The sequence below is a fragment of the Virgibacillus sp. W0181 genome (assembly GCF_051846915.1).
In the GTDB taxonomy this organism is placed as follows: Bacteria; Bacillota; Bacilli; order Bacillales; family Amphibacillaceae; genus JBPYCR01.
Window position 1 is genome coordinate 106,731 of sequence record NZ_JBPYCR010000002.1, and the last position, 16,964, is coordinate 123,694.

Below are 16,964 nucleotides of genomic sequence, written 5' to 3' on the forward strand. Positions count from 1 at the left end.
CGGAAACCGTTCCTGCATACATCTTTTACTATTACGCCATATGACGCTCCAATTCGTAGACAACTTTACCTTCAGCAATGGTAAGTACCGGTGAACCGACCACTCGATCATTGTGGAATGGCGTATTTTTTCCTTTCGAATAAAAAGCGTGTTTATCAATAGTGTATTCGTAATTCAAATCGATCAGCGTTATATCAGCGTAACTGCCTTCCTCCAGTTTTCCATAAGGTAGCTGGAATACATTGGCAGGTTTTACTGTTAGGCATTCCACCAATTGATATAAAGACATTTTTCCTTCTTTCACTAACTTTGTGTAAAGCAATGGAAATGCTGTTTCCAAGCCGACAATTCCAAAAGGTGCGCTTAAAAATCCTGTCGCCTTTTCATCTTCAGCATGTGGTGCGTGGTCTGTCGCTATAAAGTCAATCGTACCATCAATCAATCCTTCTAATAATGCCTGCTGATCCTCCTCGCTACGTAACGGTGGATTCATTTTATAATTAGCATCATCACTAATGATCGAATGCTCATTAAGAAGCAAATGATGTGGAGTTACTTCAGCTGTAACATGAATTCCCGCTTTTTTCGCATCGCGAATGACCCGGACGGATTCTTTCGTACTGACATGGCATACGTGGTAATGACAACCAGTCATTTCGGCTAACAGTACATCACGAGCAATTTGTACAGATTCACATGCAGATGAAATACCCGGCAAATTTAACTTCTTGCTAACATCTCCTTCATGCAAGACACCACCATATAAAATAGAGTTGTCTTCACAATGGGCAACGATTGCTTTATTCACAGCAGCCGCTTCTTTCATTGCGGCCAACATCATATGTGCTGTCTGAATACCTACCCCATCATCTGTAAATGCAAAAATCGGTTCTTTGGCGATTTCTTTTATATTTGTCAGTTCTTTTCCAGCCAAGTTCTTTGTAATCGATGCATATGGTAACACACGCACAACTGCATCTTTATTTATTTTATCAAGCAAATTACGAACGGTTTCGACACGGTCAGGAACCGGGTTTGTATTCGGCATTGCACATACCGTTGTAAACCCGCCACGCGCTGCTGCCTTTGCACCGGATTCAATTGTCTCTTTATGCTCTCCACCCGGTTCACGTAAATGGATATGAACATCAATAAAACCAGGTAACAATAAATTCCCTCCACAATCAATCACTTGATCAGCCATTTCTGTGATCGTATTGTTTATTTTTTTTATTTTTTTATCCTCAATTAAAACGTCACACGTTTGGAATTCATTTTGCGACAGCAAGCGTTTGGTGTTTTTCAAAATAATTTTCACAATTTTTCCCCCGTTCACTTAATAATTTTGTCATAATCGCCATTCTTGTATAAACTCCATTGGACATTTGTTTGAAAATTCTTGACCGTTCACATTCTACTAGATCGGAATCGATTTCCACTCCTCTGTTGATTGGAGCTGGATGCAGAATAATTGCAGATTTTTTCATTCTTTTTTCTCGTTCTTTTGTCAATCCGAATTCATTATGGTAATTCAGCACATTGGAAAACCGTTCATGACGCTCATGCTGTATTCTCAATAACATTAACGCATCGCACATTTCAACCGCTTCATCCATCGTGATATAAGGAAATTCCAGCGTTTCGTCAATAAAGTCAGGTGCTGCACATAAATAAACATTTGCACCCATCCTATTTAGTGTATGTGCATTCGATCGCGCCACTCTGCTATGTTTAATATCACCGACAATAACAATATTTAAATTATCCAATCGTCCGAACTCCTGATAAATTGTATTCAGGTCAAGCATGCTTTGAGTCGGATGTTCTTTTTTCCCTGCACCGCCATTTACTATAGGAATCGATAAGGAATTACATATTTCCCTTGGCCATTCGTCTTCCTCATGGCGAACGACTAGTAAATCTGCGCCAATCGCTTCAAATGTTTTAGCGGTATCGTAAAGTGATTCACCTTTTTTCATACTCGATGTTTCAGTATGAAAATCAAGCGGTTCGATTCCTAATTTCCGTTGGGCAACGATAAAACTCATCTTTGTGCGAGTGCTTGGCTCAAAGAACAAATTTGCAGCAAACATTTGCTGGTTCAGTTTAAAGTTATTCCGACGATAATGATCGGCCATTTCCAAAACTTCCAAGACTTCTTTTGGTTTTAAATCGTTCACGGAAATAAAATGCTTCATCAGGCTCTCTCCCTTTTTTAAATAAAGTTTTGATGAACAGAAGTACAAATGCGTCGTGGCAGAGGGACAAGTTTCATGCTTTTCACTTGAAAAAATATGCCTCTTTGCGAAAAGGTCGCAAAGAGGCATACGTGAATAGTAACACGCTACTTTAAGCAACCTTTTAAATCTCACTGGATTTAGTTAAAGGTTCATCTATTTACTTTTCATAAATACTAACTTCGTCATCCTGCTGATCAGATTCAGACATTTTAACGACAATTACTTCCTTGTCAGACGTAGGAATGTTTTTCCCTACATAATCGGCTCGAATCGGCAATTCACGATGCCCACGATCGATCAGTACAGCCAATTGAATTTGACCAGGTCTGCCCAGATCAATGACAGCATCCATGGCTGCTCTTACTGTTCTTCCCGTATAAAGTACATCATCGATTAATATAATTGTTTTACCTGCAATATCAACTTCAATATTTGTTTCTTTTAGTTGTGGGTCAGCCATTTCTTTTTTTAAATCATCCCGATAGAGCGTAATATCCAACTCACCGATCGGTACATTTACGTTCTCAATTTGCCTTATTTTTTCTTGCAGTCGTTTCGCCAACGGTATCCCTCGCGTCTTAATCCCGACTAATACAAGATTTTCCCCGCCTTTATTTCGTTCAACGATTTCATGGGCAATTCTAGTTAATGCTCGCATCATCGACGACTGATCTAATACTGCTGTTTTCTTATTCACAATTTCACTCCTGACCACAATATCCATCGTATTAACTAAAAGACAATCTACTTGAATGAAAAAGGTTAACTTAATCTTTAATTAGCAAAATCCTTTATAATGTAAAAATCCCTTTTTCCGCATGAGGAGAAAGGGATTGGACAGACGTATAACAATAGAATTCCGCCGTTACCTTATTAGCCTCACAGGACTAGATTAAAGGATTCATTATTAATTTCATTTATTATTTCAAACATCGTACCTTTTGTCAAGTTGTTTTTTCCAAACGGTGAAGAATTTCCTGAAATTCTGTTGGCTTGTTTACTTCAAATTCCATCCATTCATTCTTGACTGGATGATTAAAAGCGAGTTTTTTTGCAAATAACACCTGTCCTTTTATATCACCTTTTTTAGAGCCATATTTCGAATCGCCAAGCAGCGGATGTCCGATATAATTCATATGCACTCTAATTTGATGTGTTCGGCCCGTTTCTAGACGGCATTCAACATGTGTGTGGTCCTTGTAACGTGAAACAACTTGAAAATGGGTAATTGCATGTCTGCCATTTTCTACAACACCCATCCTTAATCTATTTTTCGGATCCCTAGCAATGGGGGCTTCGATTGTACCCGCATCATGATCTAGCACACCGTGTATAATAGCTTCGTATACTCTCTTGATTTTTTTATTGACAAGATCTTTCGCCAATTGTTCGTGTGCGGCATTACTTTTAGCAATAACAATTAAACCGCTTGTATCCTTATCAATACGATGCACTATTCCCGGTCGGTGGGAGCCAGCGATGTTGGATAACCTCCTACAATGGAACAGGAGTGCATTAACGAGCGTACCACTGTCTGTTTGTTCATTTGGATGAATAACCATACCTTTAGGTTTATTGACAACCAGTACATCATCATCTTCGTACACCATTTCAATCGGTATATCTTCCGGAGCAATATCTCGTTTAATTTCGTCGGGAAATGACCACTGAATGATATCATTTCGTTCACATTTATAATTAGACTTTACAGTTGTACCATTAACTGTAACCAATTGTTGTGCGATCAATGATTGGATTTTCGAACGTGATTGGTAGGGGTTAATCGTAACTAAAAGCTTATCAATGCGCATTGCTTCTTCTGCTTCGGAAACAACATGTTCTATTAGCTTCATTTTTTTGTTCCTTTCTTCTTTTCGTCTAACAGAGTCGCGAAAATCATAAGTATAACACCGACAACTAGAGAGGAATCAGCTATATTAAAAATCGGATAATCATATGTGAATATAATAAAGTCAAAAAAATCAACTACTTCTTTACGAAAAAGCCGATCAATAAAGTTACCGATTGCTCCACCTAAAATCAGACTAAGTGAAATTGCCAACAACTTACTTTCCCGTGCATGTTTTTCCATGTAATAAATAATTCCAATAACAACTACAATCGTAATGATGTAAAAAAACATCATCTGATCCTGCAAAATACCCCACGCAGCACCTTTGTTACGATGGGATGTTAAGTAAAAAAAATTGTCTATGACCGGAATTTGTTCATATAAATCCATTTTCTTAACAACGACCCATTTTGTAATCTGGTCAAAAATAATAACAAATACCGCAATAATATAATATATGAGCATATATGTTCCTCCGATTTTAGGACCATTTACTTCAGTTTTAATATAAACTACAAGTCATATTCATAGGTTAAAACTTTTCAAGAAAAAGTGCAATAAGAAAAGCACAAGCGCCACCGCAGGCTAAAATCGCAACATCCTGGGACTGCGCGTGAATGCTCGTCCCACCGAAATATTGTACGTCGAAGCTAGTCAGCTATGCACAAATTTTTATAGTTTCTTACCTATTGAACAAAAAACCCCTCTTCCAGAGGGATTTTCTGTTACATAAACTTTCCAACAAAGTCATTCTGTTTTATTAAGCGTAATGTTCTTCTACAATATGTGCACATCGTGTACAAAGCTCTTCATATTTCTCGTTCTCTCCAACCGTATGGGAAGACATCCAGCATCGTTCACACTTTTCGCCAGCGTGCTTTTCGACTGAAACGAGAACATGCTTGTATTCTTTTGCACCTGTATCATTTTCTGAAACTATAGCTTCAGATACAATTAAAAGCTGGTGCAAATTCGGGATCATGTCAAGTACCTGCTTCGTTTCGTTATCTTTTGGCGTAATTTTGATTTTAGCTTCCAACGACTTACCAATTACTTTGTCGTTTCTTGCTTCTTCCAAAGCTTTTAATACATCGTTACGTACATTCATGAAGTGATCCCACTTTTGTTGTTCGCTTTGACCAAACTGTTCAACTTTTCTTGATTTTGGCATGTCGGTAAGCTGAACACTTTCTTCCTCAACACCAGGAATATACTCCCAAACTTCATCTGTCGTATGCGGAATAATTGGCGTCAACAATTTCACAATACTTGTTAAGATTTCATAATATGCTGTCTGAATGCTGCGACGACTGTTACTGTTTTTTTCTTCGATATATAAAATATCTTTAGCGAAATCTAGATAGAATGAACTGAGATCTACTGCACAAAAGTTATGAACTTGATGGAAGATTGATGAAAATTCATATTGGTCATATTCTTCCCTTACATCAGCAATAAGCGCCTGCAGACGATAGACCATATATCTGTCAATTGGCTCCATATCCGCTTCATCAACAGCATCGATATTCGGATCAAAGTCAGCCAAATTAGCTAACATAAAACGAAAGGTATTCCTTATTTTTCGATAGCTTTCGGATACTTGTTTTAAAATATCCTGAGAGATACGTACATCTGCTTGATAATCAACAGATGAAACCCACAATCGAAGAATATCTGCCCCGAGCTGCTTTAATACTTTAGATGGTACCATCACGTTTCCTAGCGATTTACTCATTTTGCGACCGTCACCATCCAACACAAACCCATGACTGACAATTGTTTTATATGGTGCTTTACCGGTCACAGCAACAGATGTGGATAATGAAGAGTTAAACCAGCCTCGATATTGATCGCTTCCTTCCAAATAAACATCTGCTGGTCTTACATGGTCTTCTCGATTCATTAAAACAGCCTCATGAGAGGATCCAGAATCAAACCATACATCCATAATATCGTTCTCTTTTGTGAATATTCCGTTCGGACTATGCTCAGATGAAAAACCTTCCGGAAGCAGTTTCTCAGCTTCCCAATCAAACCAAATATTTGAGCCATGCTCTTTAAATAAATGAGAGACATGTTCAATTGTTTCGTCGGTAATGATTGGCGTTTTATCTTCGCCGTAAAAGACTGGAATTGGAACACCCCATGTACGTTGACGGGAAATACACCAGTCTTCCCTGTCCCGTACCATATTATATAGTCGAGTTTCTCCCCAATGAGGATACCAATTTACTTCTTTAATTTCTTGTAAAATATCCTGACGGAAATCTTTAATTGATGCAAACCATTGAGAAGTTGCCCTGAAAATGGTCGGTTTTTTTGTACGCCAGTCATGTGGATACGAATGCGTAATAAATTTTAATAAAAGAAGCGCCCCTACTTCGTCTAATTTATCTGTCACAGCTTTGTTTCCATTATCATAAAACATCCCGGCAAACCCTGGTGCTTCTTCTGTAAAGTATCCTTTTTCATCTATTGGACATAAAGCATCAATACCATATTCTCTTGCAACATAAAAGTCATCTTCCCCATGTCCTGGCGCTGTATGAACACAACCGGTTCCCGCTTCAGTCGTTACATGATCCCCGAGCATGATAATCGATTCACGATCGTAAAAAGGATGCTTCGTAACAATTTTATCCGCTTCTTGACCTTTAAATGTCTTTATTACTTTTACTTCTTCCCATTCTAGTTCTTCCGCCAATTGGTCCAACAAGTCATGGGCAACGACATACTTTTCATCGTTTACAGCTGCAACAACGTACTCTAAATTCGGATGCAGACTTATCCCTAGATTGGCAGGAATTGTCCACGGAGTCGTTGTCCAAATGATGAATTTCTCGCCACCTTCGAGCAGGCCCTTTCCATCGGACGTTTCAAAAGTTACATAAATAGATGGTGAGCGTTTATCCTGATATTCGATCTCGGCTTCTGCCAGCGCAGATTCGGAGGAAGGTGACCAATAAACAGGTTTTAACCCTTTATAAATATACCCTTTTTTCGCCATTTCCCCGAAAACTTTAATTTGTGCCGCTTCATATTCTTTTGTAAGGGTAATATAAGGATTATCCCATTCACCACGCACACCTAATTGTTTAAACTGATCTCGTTGATTGTCAATTTGTTCCATTGCATAATCAGCACACATTTGACGAAATTCGGCAACTGGTATTTTTTTGCGGTCAATTTTTTTCTTTTTTGTTAATGCGGTTTCGATCGGCAAACCATGTGTGTCCCACCCCGGAACATATGGCGCATGAAATCCTGCCATTGATTTATAACGTGTAATAAAATCTTTTAAAATTTTGTTCAATGCATGCCCGATATGAAGATCTCCATTCGCGTACGGCGGGCCATCATGCAAAATAAATAATGGTCTTCCTTTCGTTCGTTCCAAATTCTTTTCATATAAGTTTCTTTCTTCCCAATCCTGTCTGCGGATCGGTTCTTTATTCGGCAAATTCCCACGCATAGGAAACGCTGTTTTCGGCATAAGCAGTGTGTCTTTATAATTCATCTATTTATCCTCCCGGCATCAAATTCATTATTGTAATTTAATTCCATAAAATAAAAAAAGCCCTCAAATCCCACAAAAGGGACGAGAAGACCCGCGGTACCACCCTCATAAATTTATAATTATAATAAATTCACTTTGACATTCGTAACGGGAATGATCCGTCCAATTCTACTCTTATTCAAATGGCTACTCCGGGATGATATAATAAAAGCCTTCTGTACCGGGCTTGCACCGTCCCCGATTCGCTGGACAGAATACTTGCTTTTATTCAGTTCCCATCATCGTATTTAATACTTATTCATTCGCACAATGATCTTACATTTATTAAACTTATATGAAATGAATTATATGTAAAATTTCAACTAACGTCAAGGTAGATGCCATGTTTAAAAAACATTATCATTCAGCTTTTTCGGTATACGCATGTTCTTTTTCAAGCTCCGCATCAAATAAATCTTCCCAATCATCTGTTCCAACCATTTCCAGTTGGGCTTCAATTAACATTCTCAAGCGGGTTCGAAATACTTTCGCCTGTTTTTTTAAGTCTTCTACATCCATTGAGATCCTTCGTGATTCGTTTAAAGCTTCATTTATTATGCGATCAGCATTTTTTTCTGCCTCTTTGATTATTAACTTTGACTCTTTACGTGCATTTCCCTTCACTTCTTCAGCTGTTTCTTGGGCAATTATAATAGATTTATTGAGTGTCTCCTCGATGCTTGTAAAGTGTCCGATCTTTTCATTTAATTCTTGTACTTGGGCTGCTAGCTCTTTCTTTTCTCTAATCGTAAGTTCATAGTCTTTAATTATTTGATCTAAAAATTCATTTACTTCATCTTCATCATATCCACGAAAACCTCGGGTAAACTCCTTATTATGAATATCCAGCGGTGATAACGACAACTAAGCCACCTCCTTATAAATCGATTCATTTCATTCTATTATAATACAAATTTCCAATAACTACACTTATTTTCGACAAGAACTTACCATTTCAAAGAAAAACTTGAACATATTCACGTATGTTCATACGTTTAAAACTTTAACACTGCTGTTGTAATACGCCATTTTTCTTTTTTTGTCTGTCCATGAACTTTAATAAGCTTGCTTCTTCCTTTTCCACGAACAGATATCAAATCGCCTTCCATGAATTGAAAGGCACAATCCTCTACTTGTTTATAATTAACTTTCACTGCTTTTTTTTGAATAAATTCAACTGCATTTTTTCTTGAAATTCGATAAATTTCCTTGATGACAACGTCAAGACGCATAGATGATACGGTTTGAATAGACTCCTTCCACTCCAGTTTTTTTTCGAGTCTATTTGAAAGAGAAGTCTGTTCCAATTGAATGGTAGCATTTTTTATCCTCGTTAAATTCATCAAGACAAATGGGGCAATCTCTTCCGCTGCGATGATTTGAATAATTCCATCATCTACAACGATATCTCCAAGCTTCTTCCGATCAATTCCGAGAGAAAGGAAAGCTCCCATAATATCGCGATGTGTTAAAACATTGAATTTACGTTGATAATCAGCTTGCAGTAGCACTAGCTGAAAATCACTTTCTTTTACTTCTTCATAGAAAGGTGCAATAATAACACGCTTTCTTTCCGTATCTTTAACACCGCCAAAAAGAGCGAGTTGTATTTCTTCATTTACTGTACCTACAATGCTAGTTACGATTTGCTGCTCTCTTGGATCCAGAAAATCAGTTAAATGTACCCGATACGATTGTTCCACAGCTTCCTTCCATGATATAACTTTATCAATAAAAGCGTGCTCGTCCGCTCGAAAATGCTGATAAATACTCATTTTTTCCTGCTATCATCCTATCATTTGAAATAAAGCAAGCAAACCATTTCTTGCTAAAAACAGAACAAAGATTGCAACGATCGGAGAAATGTCAATCATTCCAATTGGTGGAATGAATTTTCTAAACTGCTCCAAATAAGGTTCACAAATTCTTCCTAAGAAGTTACCAAAAGCAGATTCTCTTGCTCCCGGAAACCATGACATTAAAATGTAAATAAGTAATGCAAAGCTATAAATTTCCAAGGCAATGCTAAGTATATTATATAACTGCCACATCAGCGTCTACCATCCTTTATCAAATTCACTCTCACCAGTGAATGCCTCTGTTATAGAACCTGTAACATCGACATTATCCGGGGTGCATAAAAATGTTTCGGAACCAAGCTTTTGGATATCTCCTTTGACGGCGTAAACGGTGCCACTTAAAAAATCAACAATTCGCTTCGCCTGCACATGGTCGACACGCTGCAAATTGATAACGACCGCGCGACGGTTAACTATATTATCCGCTATTTCCTGTGCTTCATCATATGATCTCGGTTCACAAAGAACGACTCTCGATGAAGGTTGTTGTATTTTCGATAAGTTAACCACATTTTTACCTTCTTGTTTCTCATTTAAACCTGTTGAAGCCATGTCTGTTTCTTCCACGTATTCATACTCCTCATCAACGGTGAAAAAATTTTTCAATTTATTTTTAATACTCATCATATCTCCCCACTTTTAATTTGCTCCGACTAATTTGGAACCGATACGAATATGTGTAGCACCTTCCTCGATTGCAATTTCATAGTCATTGCTCATTCCCATTGATAAATAAGCACACGGTGCATGAGACAACTGTTCATGTTGAATCATATCTCGCAATGCAGCCAAATCCTTAAACGTACGTCTTAATAATGATTCATCTTCTACATGCGGAGCCATTGTCATTAGTCCGACGATACGAACGTTTTTATACGGTTCAAGTTCTTTTATGAAAGGAAGTACTTCATTCGGTGCTAGGCCATGCTTTGCTTCCTCGCCGCTTACATTTACTTGAATGAAACAATCAATTGGACTTGAAGCTCGTTTATCAATTTGCTTAGCGACAGACATGCGATCCAACGAATGAATAACATCGACTTTATCAATGACGTCTTTTACTTTTCGTGATTGCAGTGTACCGATAAAATGCCATGTTGCCTTATCTTGAATTTGACTGTATTTCTTTGTCAGTTCTTCTGCGCGATTTTCGCCAATATTCGTAATTCCAGAACGGATTGCTTCTTCTGTTCGTTCTATTGTAACATATTTCGTTACTCCGATTATGGTTATTTCATCTGTTTTTCGATTTACCTTTTCGCAAGCTTCTTGGACCTTTGTTTCGATATTTGCTAGATTTGTTATAACATCCATTCCTGCATACTCTCCTGTTCAAATAATGATCACTTATGAAGTTAGTATATATAAATTCCACATGTTTTACATGCTTCACCATTATTTTACCATATTTTCTGTTTTCTTCATTAGTTGCGTAAAAAATCGTTTGGATTTTGTCCATCATTTACGAGTATAACATCCGAGCCAATCGTCGCAATTTGCTCCCAGTAGATAAGACGCTCCTCTGTCTTTTTAAACATCGTTCCTTTTGCCCCTCGTTCTGCAACAATAAGCGCAATAATAAAACCGCGATCTGGATCGATTTCTAAGTCAAAAATATAACCGAGTCGCTTGCCGCTGTTAACGACAATAATTTCTTTCAATTGTAATTCAGACAATTTAATCAAGCTGATCACCACCTTACCATATATATATGCAAGAGGTGAATAATTTTTCATATAGAAACGAAAACACATTATAAATAGTATTTTTCGAAAACATTAAAAGTGTGTGTTCAAAAAGAGCCGTATTAGGAGCAAGAAGGTCGAGGAGGCGTAGTTTCAAGCATAAGGAAATCTTCCCTGAATCCGCATCGCACGCAGGAAAAGTCTTCTTCTTTTCCAAGGAGCGGAATGTATACATGTAGATACATGAGCAACGGAGAAACAAGCCAACGAAGAGATTCGCCGCTAATAATTGGGTGACTTTTCGAACAACCTCTAAAACCCAAAAAAAGAACAGGTGGTTATTCCTGTCCTATTTTTTGGGGAGAGATTATTTAAACATATCACTATTCATTTGTTCAATCGCACCTTTTTCTAAACGGGAAACCTGCGCTTGCGAAATTCCAATTTCTTCAGCAACTTCCATTTGTGTTTTTCCTTGGTAAAAACGTTTGTTCAAAATCATCTTTTCCCGATCTCCTAATAAATGCATACCTTCCTTTAATGATAATTTATCATCCCAAGTTCCTTCCGAATCTTTATCATCACTTATTTGGTCCATTACATAAATAGGATCTCCGCCGTCATTGTAAATCGGTTCAAATAAAGAGACGGGATCCTGAATTGCATCCATTGCAAAAACAATGTCTGCATGAGGAACACCCATTTCTTCCGCAATTTCCATTGGTGTTGGCTCTTGCTGTGTTTTACTAATTAGTTTTTCCCTTATTTGTAGTGCTTTATAAGCAGTGTCGCGTAATGATCTGGAAACCCTGATCGGATTATTGTCTCGCAAATATCTGCGAATTTCACCGATAATCATCGGTACAGCATATGTTGAAAAACGAACGTTGTGGCTTAAATCAAAATTATCAATTGATTTCATGAGACCAATACAACCTACTTGAAATAAATCATCTACATATTCCCCTCGATTATTAAATCGTTTAATAACACTTAATACTAGCCGTAAATTGCCGTTTACCAGCTCTTCACGTGCGGTTAAGTCACCCTCTGTTTGCATTCTTTTAAATAACTTTCTCATTTCCTCATTTTTTAAAACTGGCAGCTTTGATGTATCAACACCACATATTTCAACCTTATGTCTAAGCATGCTTTTTCTACCTCCCAGTTGGTGATGCTGTATGAGGACAGTATCTCCTCCCGGAAGTTTTTTTATGCAAGCTAGCAAAGTAAAAAAATGGTTGAAATATTTTGGATTTATGGAAAACAAACGTGGATACAGGGTTTAACCCCTATACCATTTTATTAAATTCTTTTTGCAGTCTTTTAATAATTTTCTTTTCCAACCGGGAAATATAGGATTGAGATATTCCAAGCATATCTGCTACATCTTTTTGCGTTTTTTCTTCGACGCCAATTAAACCGAATCGCAATTCCATAATTTGTTTTTCCCGATCATTAAGCTGAGATAAAGCGTTTTTCAGTAATTGTTTATCTACTTTCGTTTCCAGATTTTGCGTTATAATATCAATTTCCGTTCCGAGGACGTCTGACAATAATAATTCGTTCCCATCCCAGTCAACATTCAATGGTTCGTCAAAGGAGACTTCAGATCTCAGTTTATTATTTCTCCTTAAGTACATTAATATTTCATTTTCAATACATCGGGATGCATAAGTTGCCAACTTGATTTTCCGTTCCGGATTGAATGTATTAATTGCTTTAATCAGACCAATCGTCCCTATGCTTATTAGGTCTTCAATATTGATTCCTGTATTTTCAAATTTTCGTGCAATATAAACTACCAAGCGTAAGTTTCGCTCAATTAGAACGGCACGTGCGGATTTGTCTCCTTCTGGCAATAACTGCAGCAATTCTCTTTCTTCTTCTTTATCCAATGGTGGAGGGAGTGCTGTTTTTCCTCCAATATAATAAATTTCATCCGACTTAATCTTTAATTTAATTAACACTTTGTACCAGAACATACGCAAACGCAGTTTCCAACCTGTCAACAGTCATCGCTCCTTCTGTAAATATAGTAAGTTTAGGCTGCCATCTTAATCAATTGTGGTTGCAGTAAACAATGATAGCTGGCATCTTTCGATAAGCTTGCAAATTGAATACCAATTAAACATTGACTTGTTGTTATTATTTCTCCATTATATTCAATAATCAGTTTTTCCGGCTTCAATGCTAATAAAAACTGGCTACTTCCATCGACGCCTTGATATGGCACAAAACAGATATCTTTTTCCCACCCGCTTGGAAATTCATCCATGTTAAGCGTTTTAAACGCAACATTCAACAGTTCCCATTCTTTTTTTGTGAACCATTGCAACAAAAACTGTTCGTCACAAATAATAACAGGTTTTTTTGTCAAGGGGTCTACTAATTGGTTCCCGCTATCAATGTATCCTACCGTTTGAAAGGATTTACCTTTCATTTGAATAGTGACGGGGCATAGCTGATCATAGCGGATTTTTTCAATTGCGTGCTTGTCCATGCGAGTTTTTGTAAATAGCCAAATGAAAGGAAACCCTATAATAACGAACATCCAACTAATCGGATCTCCATACCCTCCTTGAAAAGTTAAAAATCCATTTTCCGATAACTGATATGTATCTTGCAGTAAAAAGTGTACCCCGATTAATCCACCCCCAATAGCAAATGAAGTAAAGTAAAAAAGAAACAGGAGCTTCAACACTTTATTAACGGAAATGAACTGGAAAGCACTCAAAATAATGATGACAGAGTAAACGATTTTCCCGAAAAAGGTTGTAAAAAAAGTGCCTGGAAAATAAATAGAAATTGGTACCAGGAGGGAAGCAATAAAAGATCCAATTATAATTCGTATCTTTTTTGTATTATCTTTTGCCAATGCTTGTGTCAGCATTAAAAGCATCATGTCAATTAAAAAATTTAAGAGCCAGACCGCATCCAAATATATTGTCACGTCGCTCTTCCTCTCTGCACCAGCATCAACAAGAATCAGTCCAACAACATAATGGCCCGTTCAATATATGAAGTATAACTGAGCTACAATAAAAAGTCTGTCATATCCTGTATGCAGATCACGACTAATTTAAGCTAGTTTTCGGCAAGTTTGTCGGGTGCTGAAAAAGAAACATATACTTTCGTACATACTCGTATATATACGTCTACTTTTACCTGTTTATTTGTTTATTGATAGCAAGTACAGACTAATCTTTTCCATATAAAAAAGCTCAACACTCGGATATTATTCCGAGCGTTGAGCTAAGTAAGTAATTTTTATATTTATCGGCGATTTCGATTACGATTTCTAAGGAATGTTGGGATATCTAACGTGCCTTCCTGCTGAACAGAAGAATGATCCATTTCTTCCTCATGATCCGGTTCCGTTGTTTTTGCAGCTGCATGCTGATGGTGATGGGTAACCGGTCGTTTACTTTGCTGATTATCCATGCGTTTGGATTCATCAAAGCCAGTAGCGATGACCGTAACAATAATTTCTTCTTTTAAGTTTTCATTAATGACCGAACCGAAAATAACATTAACTTCTTCGTCGGCAGCTGATGTAACTAAATCCGCCGCTTCCTGTACTTCATAAAGACTTAAGTTTGTCCCACCAGATATATTCATTAAAATACCGTGTGCTCCATCGATGGAAGTTTCCAATAATGGAGAGGAAATCGCTTTTTTTGCGGCTTCTGTTGCGCGAGTTTCTCCGGTTGCAACACCAATCCCCATTAAAGCTGACCCTTTATCAAACATAATCGTTTTTACGTCTGCAAAGTCGACATTAATTAAGCCAGGCTTCGCAATTAAGTCTGAAATACCTTGTACCCCTTGACGTAGGACATTATCTGCCTCTCTAAACGCCTCTAACATCGGCGTGTTCTTATCAACAATTTCCAAGAGTCGATCATTCGGAATAACAATTAACGTATCTACACTGCTTTTTAATGTATCTGTCCCGCTAATTGCTTGTGTCGAACGTCTTCTTCCTTCAAACGTAAACGGGCGAGTAACAACCCCGACAGTTAATGCACCAAGGTCTTTGGCAACCTGAGCAATGATAGGGGCAGCACCTGTGCCGGTTCCACCGCCCATACCTGCTGTGACAAAGATCATGTCGGCACCTTGCAAGGCTTCTTCTATTTGTTCTTTACTCTCTTCAGCAGCTTTTTTTCCAACTTCTGGATTAGCACCAGCACCCAGTCCTCGCGTAAGTTTTCCTCCGATTTGTAGCTTTACTTCAGCTTTTGACAAATTCAACGCTTGGGAGTCTGTATTAACTGCAATAAACTCAACGCCTTCCACGCCATGTTCAATCATTCGATTTACAGCATTGTTTCCGCCGCCACCAACACCAATTACTTTTATAGTGGCTAGCTGGTCCATATTCGTATCAAAATCTAACATAATTTGTTCCTCCTAATATGTAAAATCACAGGATTTAAAAAGCAGTTAAAAATAAAATATATACAACATGTTATTAATCAAAAAAATACTTGAATAAATTAGCCATGCCTGATTCTTTCTTTTCTTTTTTTCCTTCTGTGCTGTTTCGCTGCTTTTTAGGACGTTTAACAGGCTGTTCATTCGACATCATAACGACAGAAGGAAATAATTCTTTTCCTTGTATTTTCGCATTACGGTAAGCAAATTGCAAGGTTCCAACTCCTACCGTAAACTGCGGTTCTCTAACACCAATGTAATCCGGTATGGCAATCCGTGCATTAGATCTTAGAATATCCTGTGCAAGGTCGAGTACGCCAGGCATTTTCATCGTACCGCCTGTTAAGACATAACCTCCCGGCAAGTCCTTGTATCCCATTCTTCTAATTTCCCTTATCGCATATGCATAGATCTCTTCAAGTCTTGCCTCGATCATATCTGCAATATCCAGTTGATTATAAGTTTCTTTCTTATTACTGCCAATAATAAATGCTTCAAATGTTTCTGATTCCTGAGCCATATCATAAAAAGCATGACCGTAGTTAACCTTAATATCTTCAGCTGCCTCTGTTGATGTTCGCAGCCCGATGGATAGATCCTTTGTAATATTATCTCCACCGAGTGGCACCATGCTTGTAGAAACAAGATGATCATGTTCAAAAACTGACACCGTTGTACAGCCACCACCAATATCAATCAAAGCTACACCAAGATTTTTTTCATCTTTTGATAAGGCGATGGTTCCAGCAGCAAGTGGCTGCAAACAAATATCGAGCACTTCCAGATTAGCACGCTCAACACATTTTAATATATTATGTAAAAATGTTTTGGAACAAGTAATAATTGTGCCTTCCATTTCTAACCGAACACCGATCATCCCTCTAGGATCCGTTATTTCATCCAATCCATCAACTATAAACTGTTTCGGGATAACATCTATAATTTCTCTTTCCGGCGGGATCGATATTACTTGTGCTCCATCAATCACTCTCGTTATATCCTCGTCACTAATCTCCCTGCTATCGCTCTGCACGGCAACAACACCGTGGCAAGGTTGGAGTTGTATATGGTTCCCATTGATCCCGACAACAACTCGTTCGATTTGCATGCCAACCATATGTTCCGCCTGATCTACTGCATTTCGGATTGATTGGACTGTTTCGTCAATATCTACGATGGCACCTTTTTTCATACCGTTCGATTTTGCTGTCCCTACTCCAATAATATTTAAAGAATCGTTTAGTACTTCACCAATAATAATTTTTATTTCTGCTGTACCTATATCAAGACTTACTAAAATTTCACTATTATTCATGTAAAGGCACCTCCTAA

Annotated in this window: 17 protein-coding genes and 1 other annotated feature; all 17 genes read right to left on the reverse strand. The window is 37.7% G+C overall.

Annotated features, from left to right (window positions below; all coding sequences use genetic code 11):
- Positions 1-31 precede the first annotated feature (31 nt).
- Complete coding sequence (locus tag ACLIBG_RS01850; protein WP_439311003.1) at positions 32-1,318, reverse strand: dihydroorotase; 1,287 nt, start codon at positions 1,316-1,318, stop codon at positions 32-34.
- The gene (locus ACLIBG_RS01855; RefSeq protein WP_439311004.1) at positions 1,272-2,198 is read right to left on the reverse strand and encodes an aspartate carbamoyltransferase catalytic subunit; all 927 of its coding nucleotides are present in this window, start codon (positions 2,196-2,198) and stop codon (positions 1,272-1,274) included. The genes ACLIBG_RS01850 and ACLIBG_RS01855 overlap by 47 nt, the downstream gene beginning before the upstream one ends.
- 199 nt (positions 2,199-2,397) lie before the next feature.
- A complete protein-coding gene (gene pyrR / locus ACLIBG_RS01860; protein ID WP_439311005.1) occupies positions 2,398-2,937 on the reverse strand; it encodes a bifunctional pyr operon transcriptional regulator/uracil phosphoribosyltransferase PyrR in 540 nt (179 codons plus the stop codon).
- 247 nt (positions 2,938-3,184) lie between these two features.
- Entirely contained in the window at positions 3,185-4,093 is a 909-nt protein-coding gene (locus tag ACLIBG_RS01865; RefSeq protein WP_439311006.1) for an RluA family pseudouridine synthase, read from the reverse strand.
- Positions 4,090-4,557 (reverse strand): signal peptidase II, encoded by a 468-nt coding sequence (gene lspA, locus ACLIBG_RS01870; RefSeq protein WP_439311007.1) that lies wholly within the window; start codon positions 4,555-4,557, stop codon positions 4,090-4,092. The genes ACLIBG_RS01865 and lspA overlap by 4 nt, the downstream gene beginning before the upstream one ends.
- Before the next feature lie 295 nt (positions 4,558-4,852).
- The gene (ileS, locus tag ACLIBG_RS01875) at positions 4,853-7,609 is read right to left on the reverse strand and encodes an isoleucine--tRNA ligase (RefSeq protein ID WP_439311008.1); all 2,757 of its coding nucleotides are present in this window, start codon (positions 7,607-7,609) and stop codon (positions 4,853-4,855) included.
- Positions 7,610-7,683: 74 nt separating this feature from the next.
- Positions 7,684-7,900 (reverse strand) — a binding site (T-box leader).
- A 108-nt stretch (positions 7,901-8,008) separates the two neighbouring features.
- Entirely contained in the window at positions 8,009-8,512 is a 504-nt protein-coding gene (locus ACLIBG_RS01880; protein ID WP_439311009.1) for a DivIVA domain-containing protein, read from the reverse strand.
- A gap of 131 nt (positions 8,513-8,643) precedes the next feature.
- Entirely contained in the window at positions 8,644-9,423 is a 780-nt protein-coding gene (locus ACLIBG_RS01885) for an RNA-binding protein (protein WP_439311010.1), read from the reverse strand.
- A 12-nt stretch (positions 9,424-9,435) separates the two neighbouring features.
- Entirely contained in the window at positions 9,436-9,699 is a 264-nt protein-coding gene (locus ACLIBG_RS01890; protein WP_439311011.1) for a YggT family protein, read from the reverse strand.
- A gap of 6 nt (positions 9,700-9,705) precedes the next feature.
- Complete coding sequence (locus tag ACLIBG_RS01895) at positions 9,706-10,131, reverse strand: cell division protein SepF (protein ID WP_439311012.1); 426 nt, start codon at positions 10,129-10,131, stop codon at positions 9,706-9,708.
- A gap of 15 nt (positions 10,132-10,146) precedes the next feature.
- On the reverse strand, positions 10,147-10,821 hold the full coding sequence (locus ACLIBG_RS01900; RefSeq protein WP_439311013.1) for a YggS family pyridoxal phosphate-dependent enzyme: 675 nt from the start codon (positions 10,819-10,821) through the stop codon (positions 10,147-10,149).
- Positions 10,822-10,931: 110 nt separating this feature from the next.
- Positions 10,932-11,192 (reverse strand): YlmC/YmxH family sporulation protein, encoded by a 261-nt coding sequence (locus ACLIBG_RS01905; RefSeq protein WP_439311014.1) that lies wholly within the window; start codon positions 11,190-11,192, stop codon positions 10,932-10,934.
- 367 nt (positions 11,193-11,559) lie between these two features.
- The gene (gene sigG, locus ACLIBG_RS01910; protein ID WP_439311015.1) at positions 11,560-12,342 is read right to left on the reverse strand and encodes an RNA polymerase sporulation sigma factor SigG; all 783 of its coding nucleotides are present in this window, start codon (positions 12,340-12,342) and stop codon (positions 11,560-11,562) included.
- Between the two features lie 142 nt (positions 12,343-12,484).
- Positions 12,485-13,204 carry an RNA polymerase sporulation sigma factor SigE gene (sigE, locus tag ACLIBG_RS01915; RefSeq protein WP_439311016.1) on the reverse strand — a complete coding sequence of 240 codons (720 nt, stop codon included), beginning with the start codon at positions 13,202-13,204 and terminating at the stop codon, positions 12,485-12,487.
- Between the two features lie 32 nt (positions 13,205-13,236).
- Positions 13,237-14,145 carry a sigma-E processing peptidase SpoIIGA gene (gene spoIIGA, locus ACLIBG_RS01920; protein ID WP_439311017.1) on the reverse strand — a complete coding sequence of 303 codons (909 nt, stop codon included), beginning with the start codon at positions 14,143-14,145 and terminating at the stop codon, positions 13,237-13,239.
- A 323-nt stretch (positions 14,146-14,468) separates the two neighbouring features.
- The gene (gene ftsZ, locus ACLIBG_RS01925; protein WP_439311018.1) at positions 14,469-15,596 is read right to left on the reverse strand and encodes a cell division protein FtsZ; all 1,128 of its coding nucleotides are present in this window, start codon (positions 15,594-15,596) and stop codon (positions 14,469-14,471) included.
- Positions 15,597-15,669: 73 nt separating this feature from the next.
- Positions 15,670-16,947: a cell division protein FtsA gene (gene ftsA / locus ACLIBG_RS01930; protein WP_439311019.1), complete on the reverse strand. Its 1,278-nt coding sequence runs from the start codon at positions 16,945-16,947 to the stop codon at positions 15,670-15,672.
- Between the last annotated feature and the right edge of the window lie 17 nt (positions 16,948-16,964).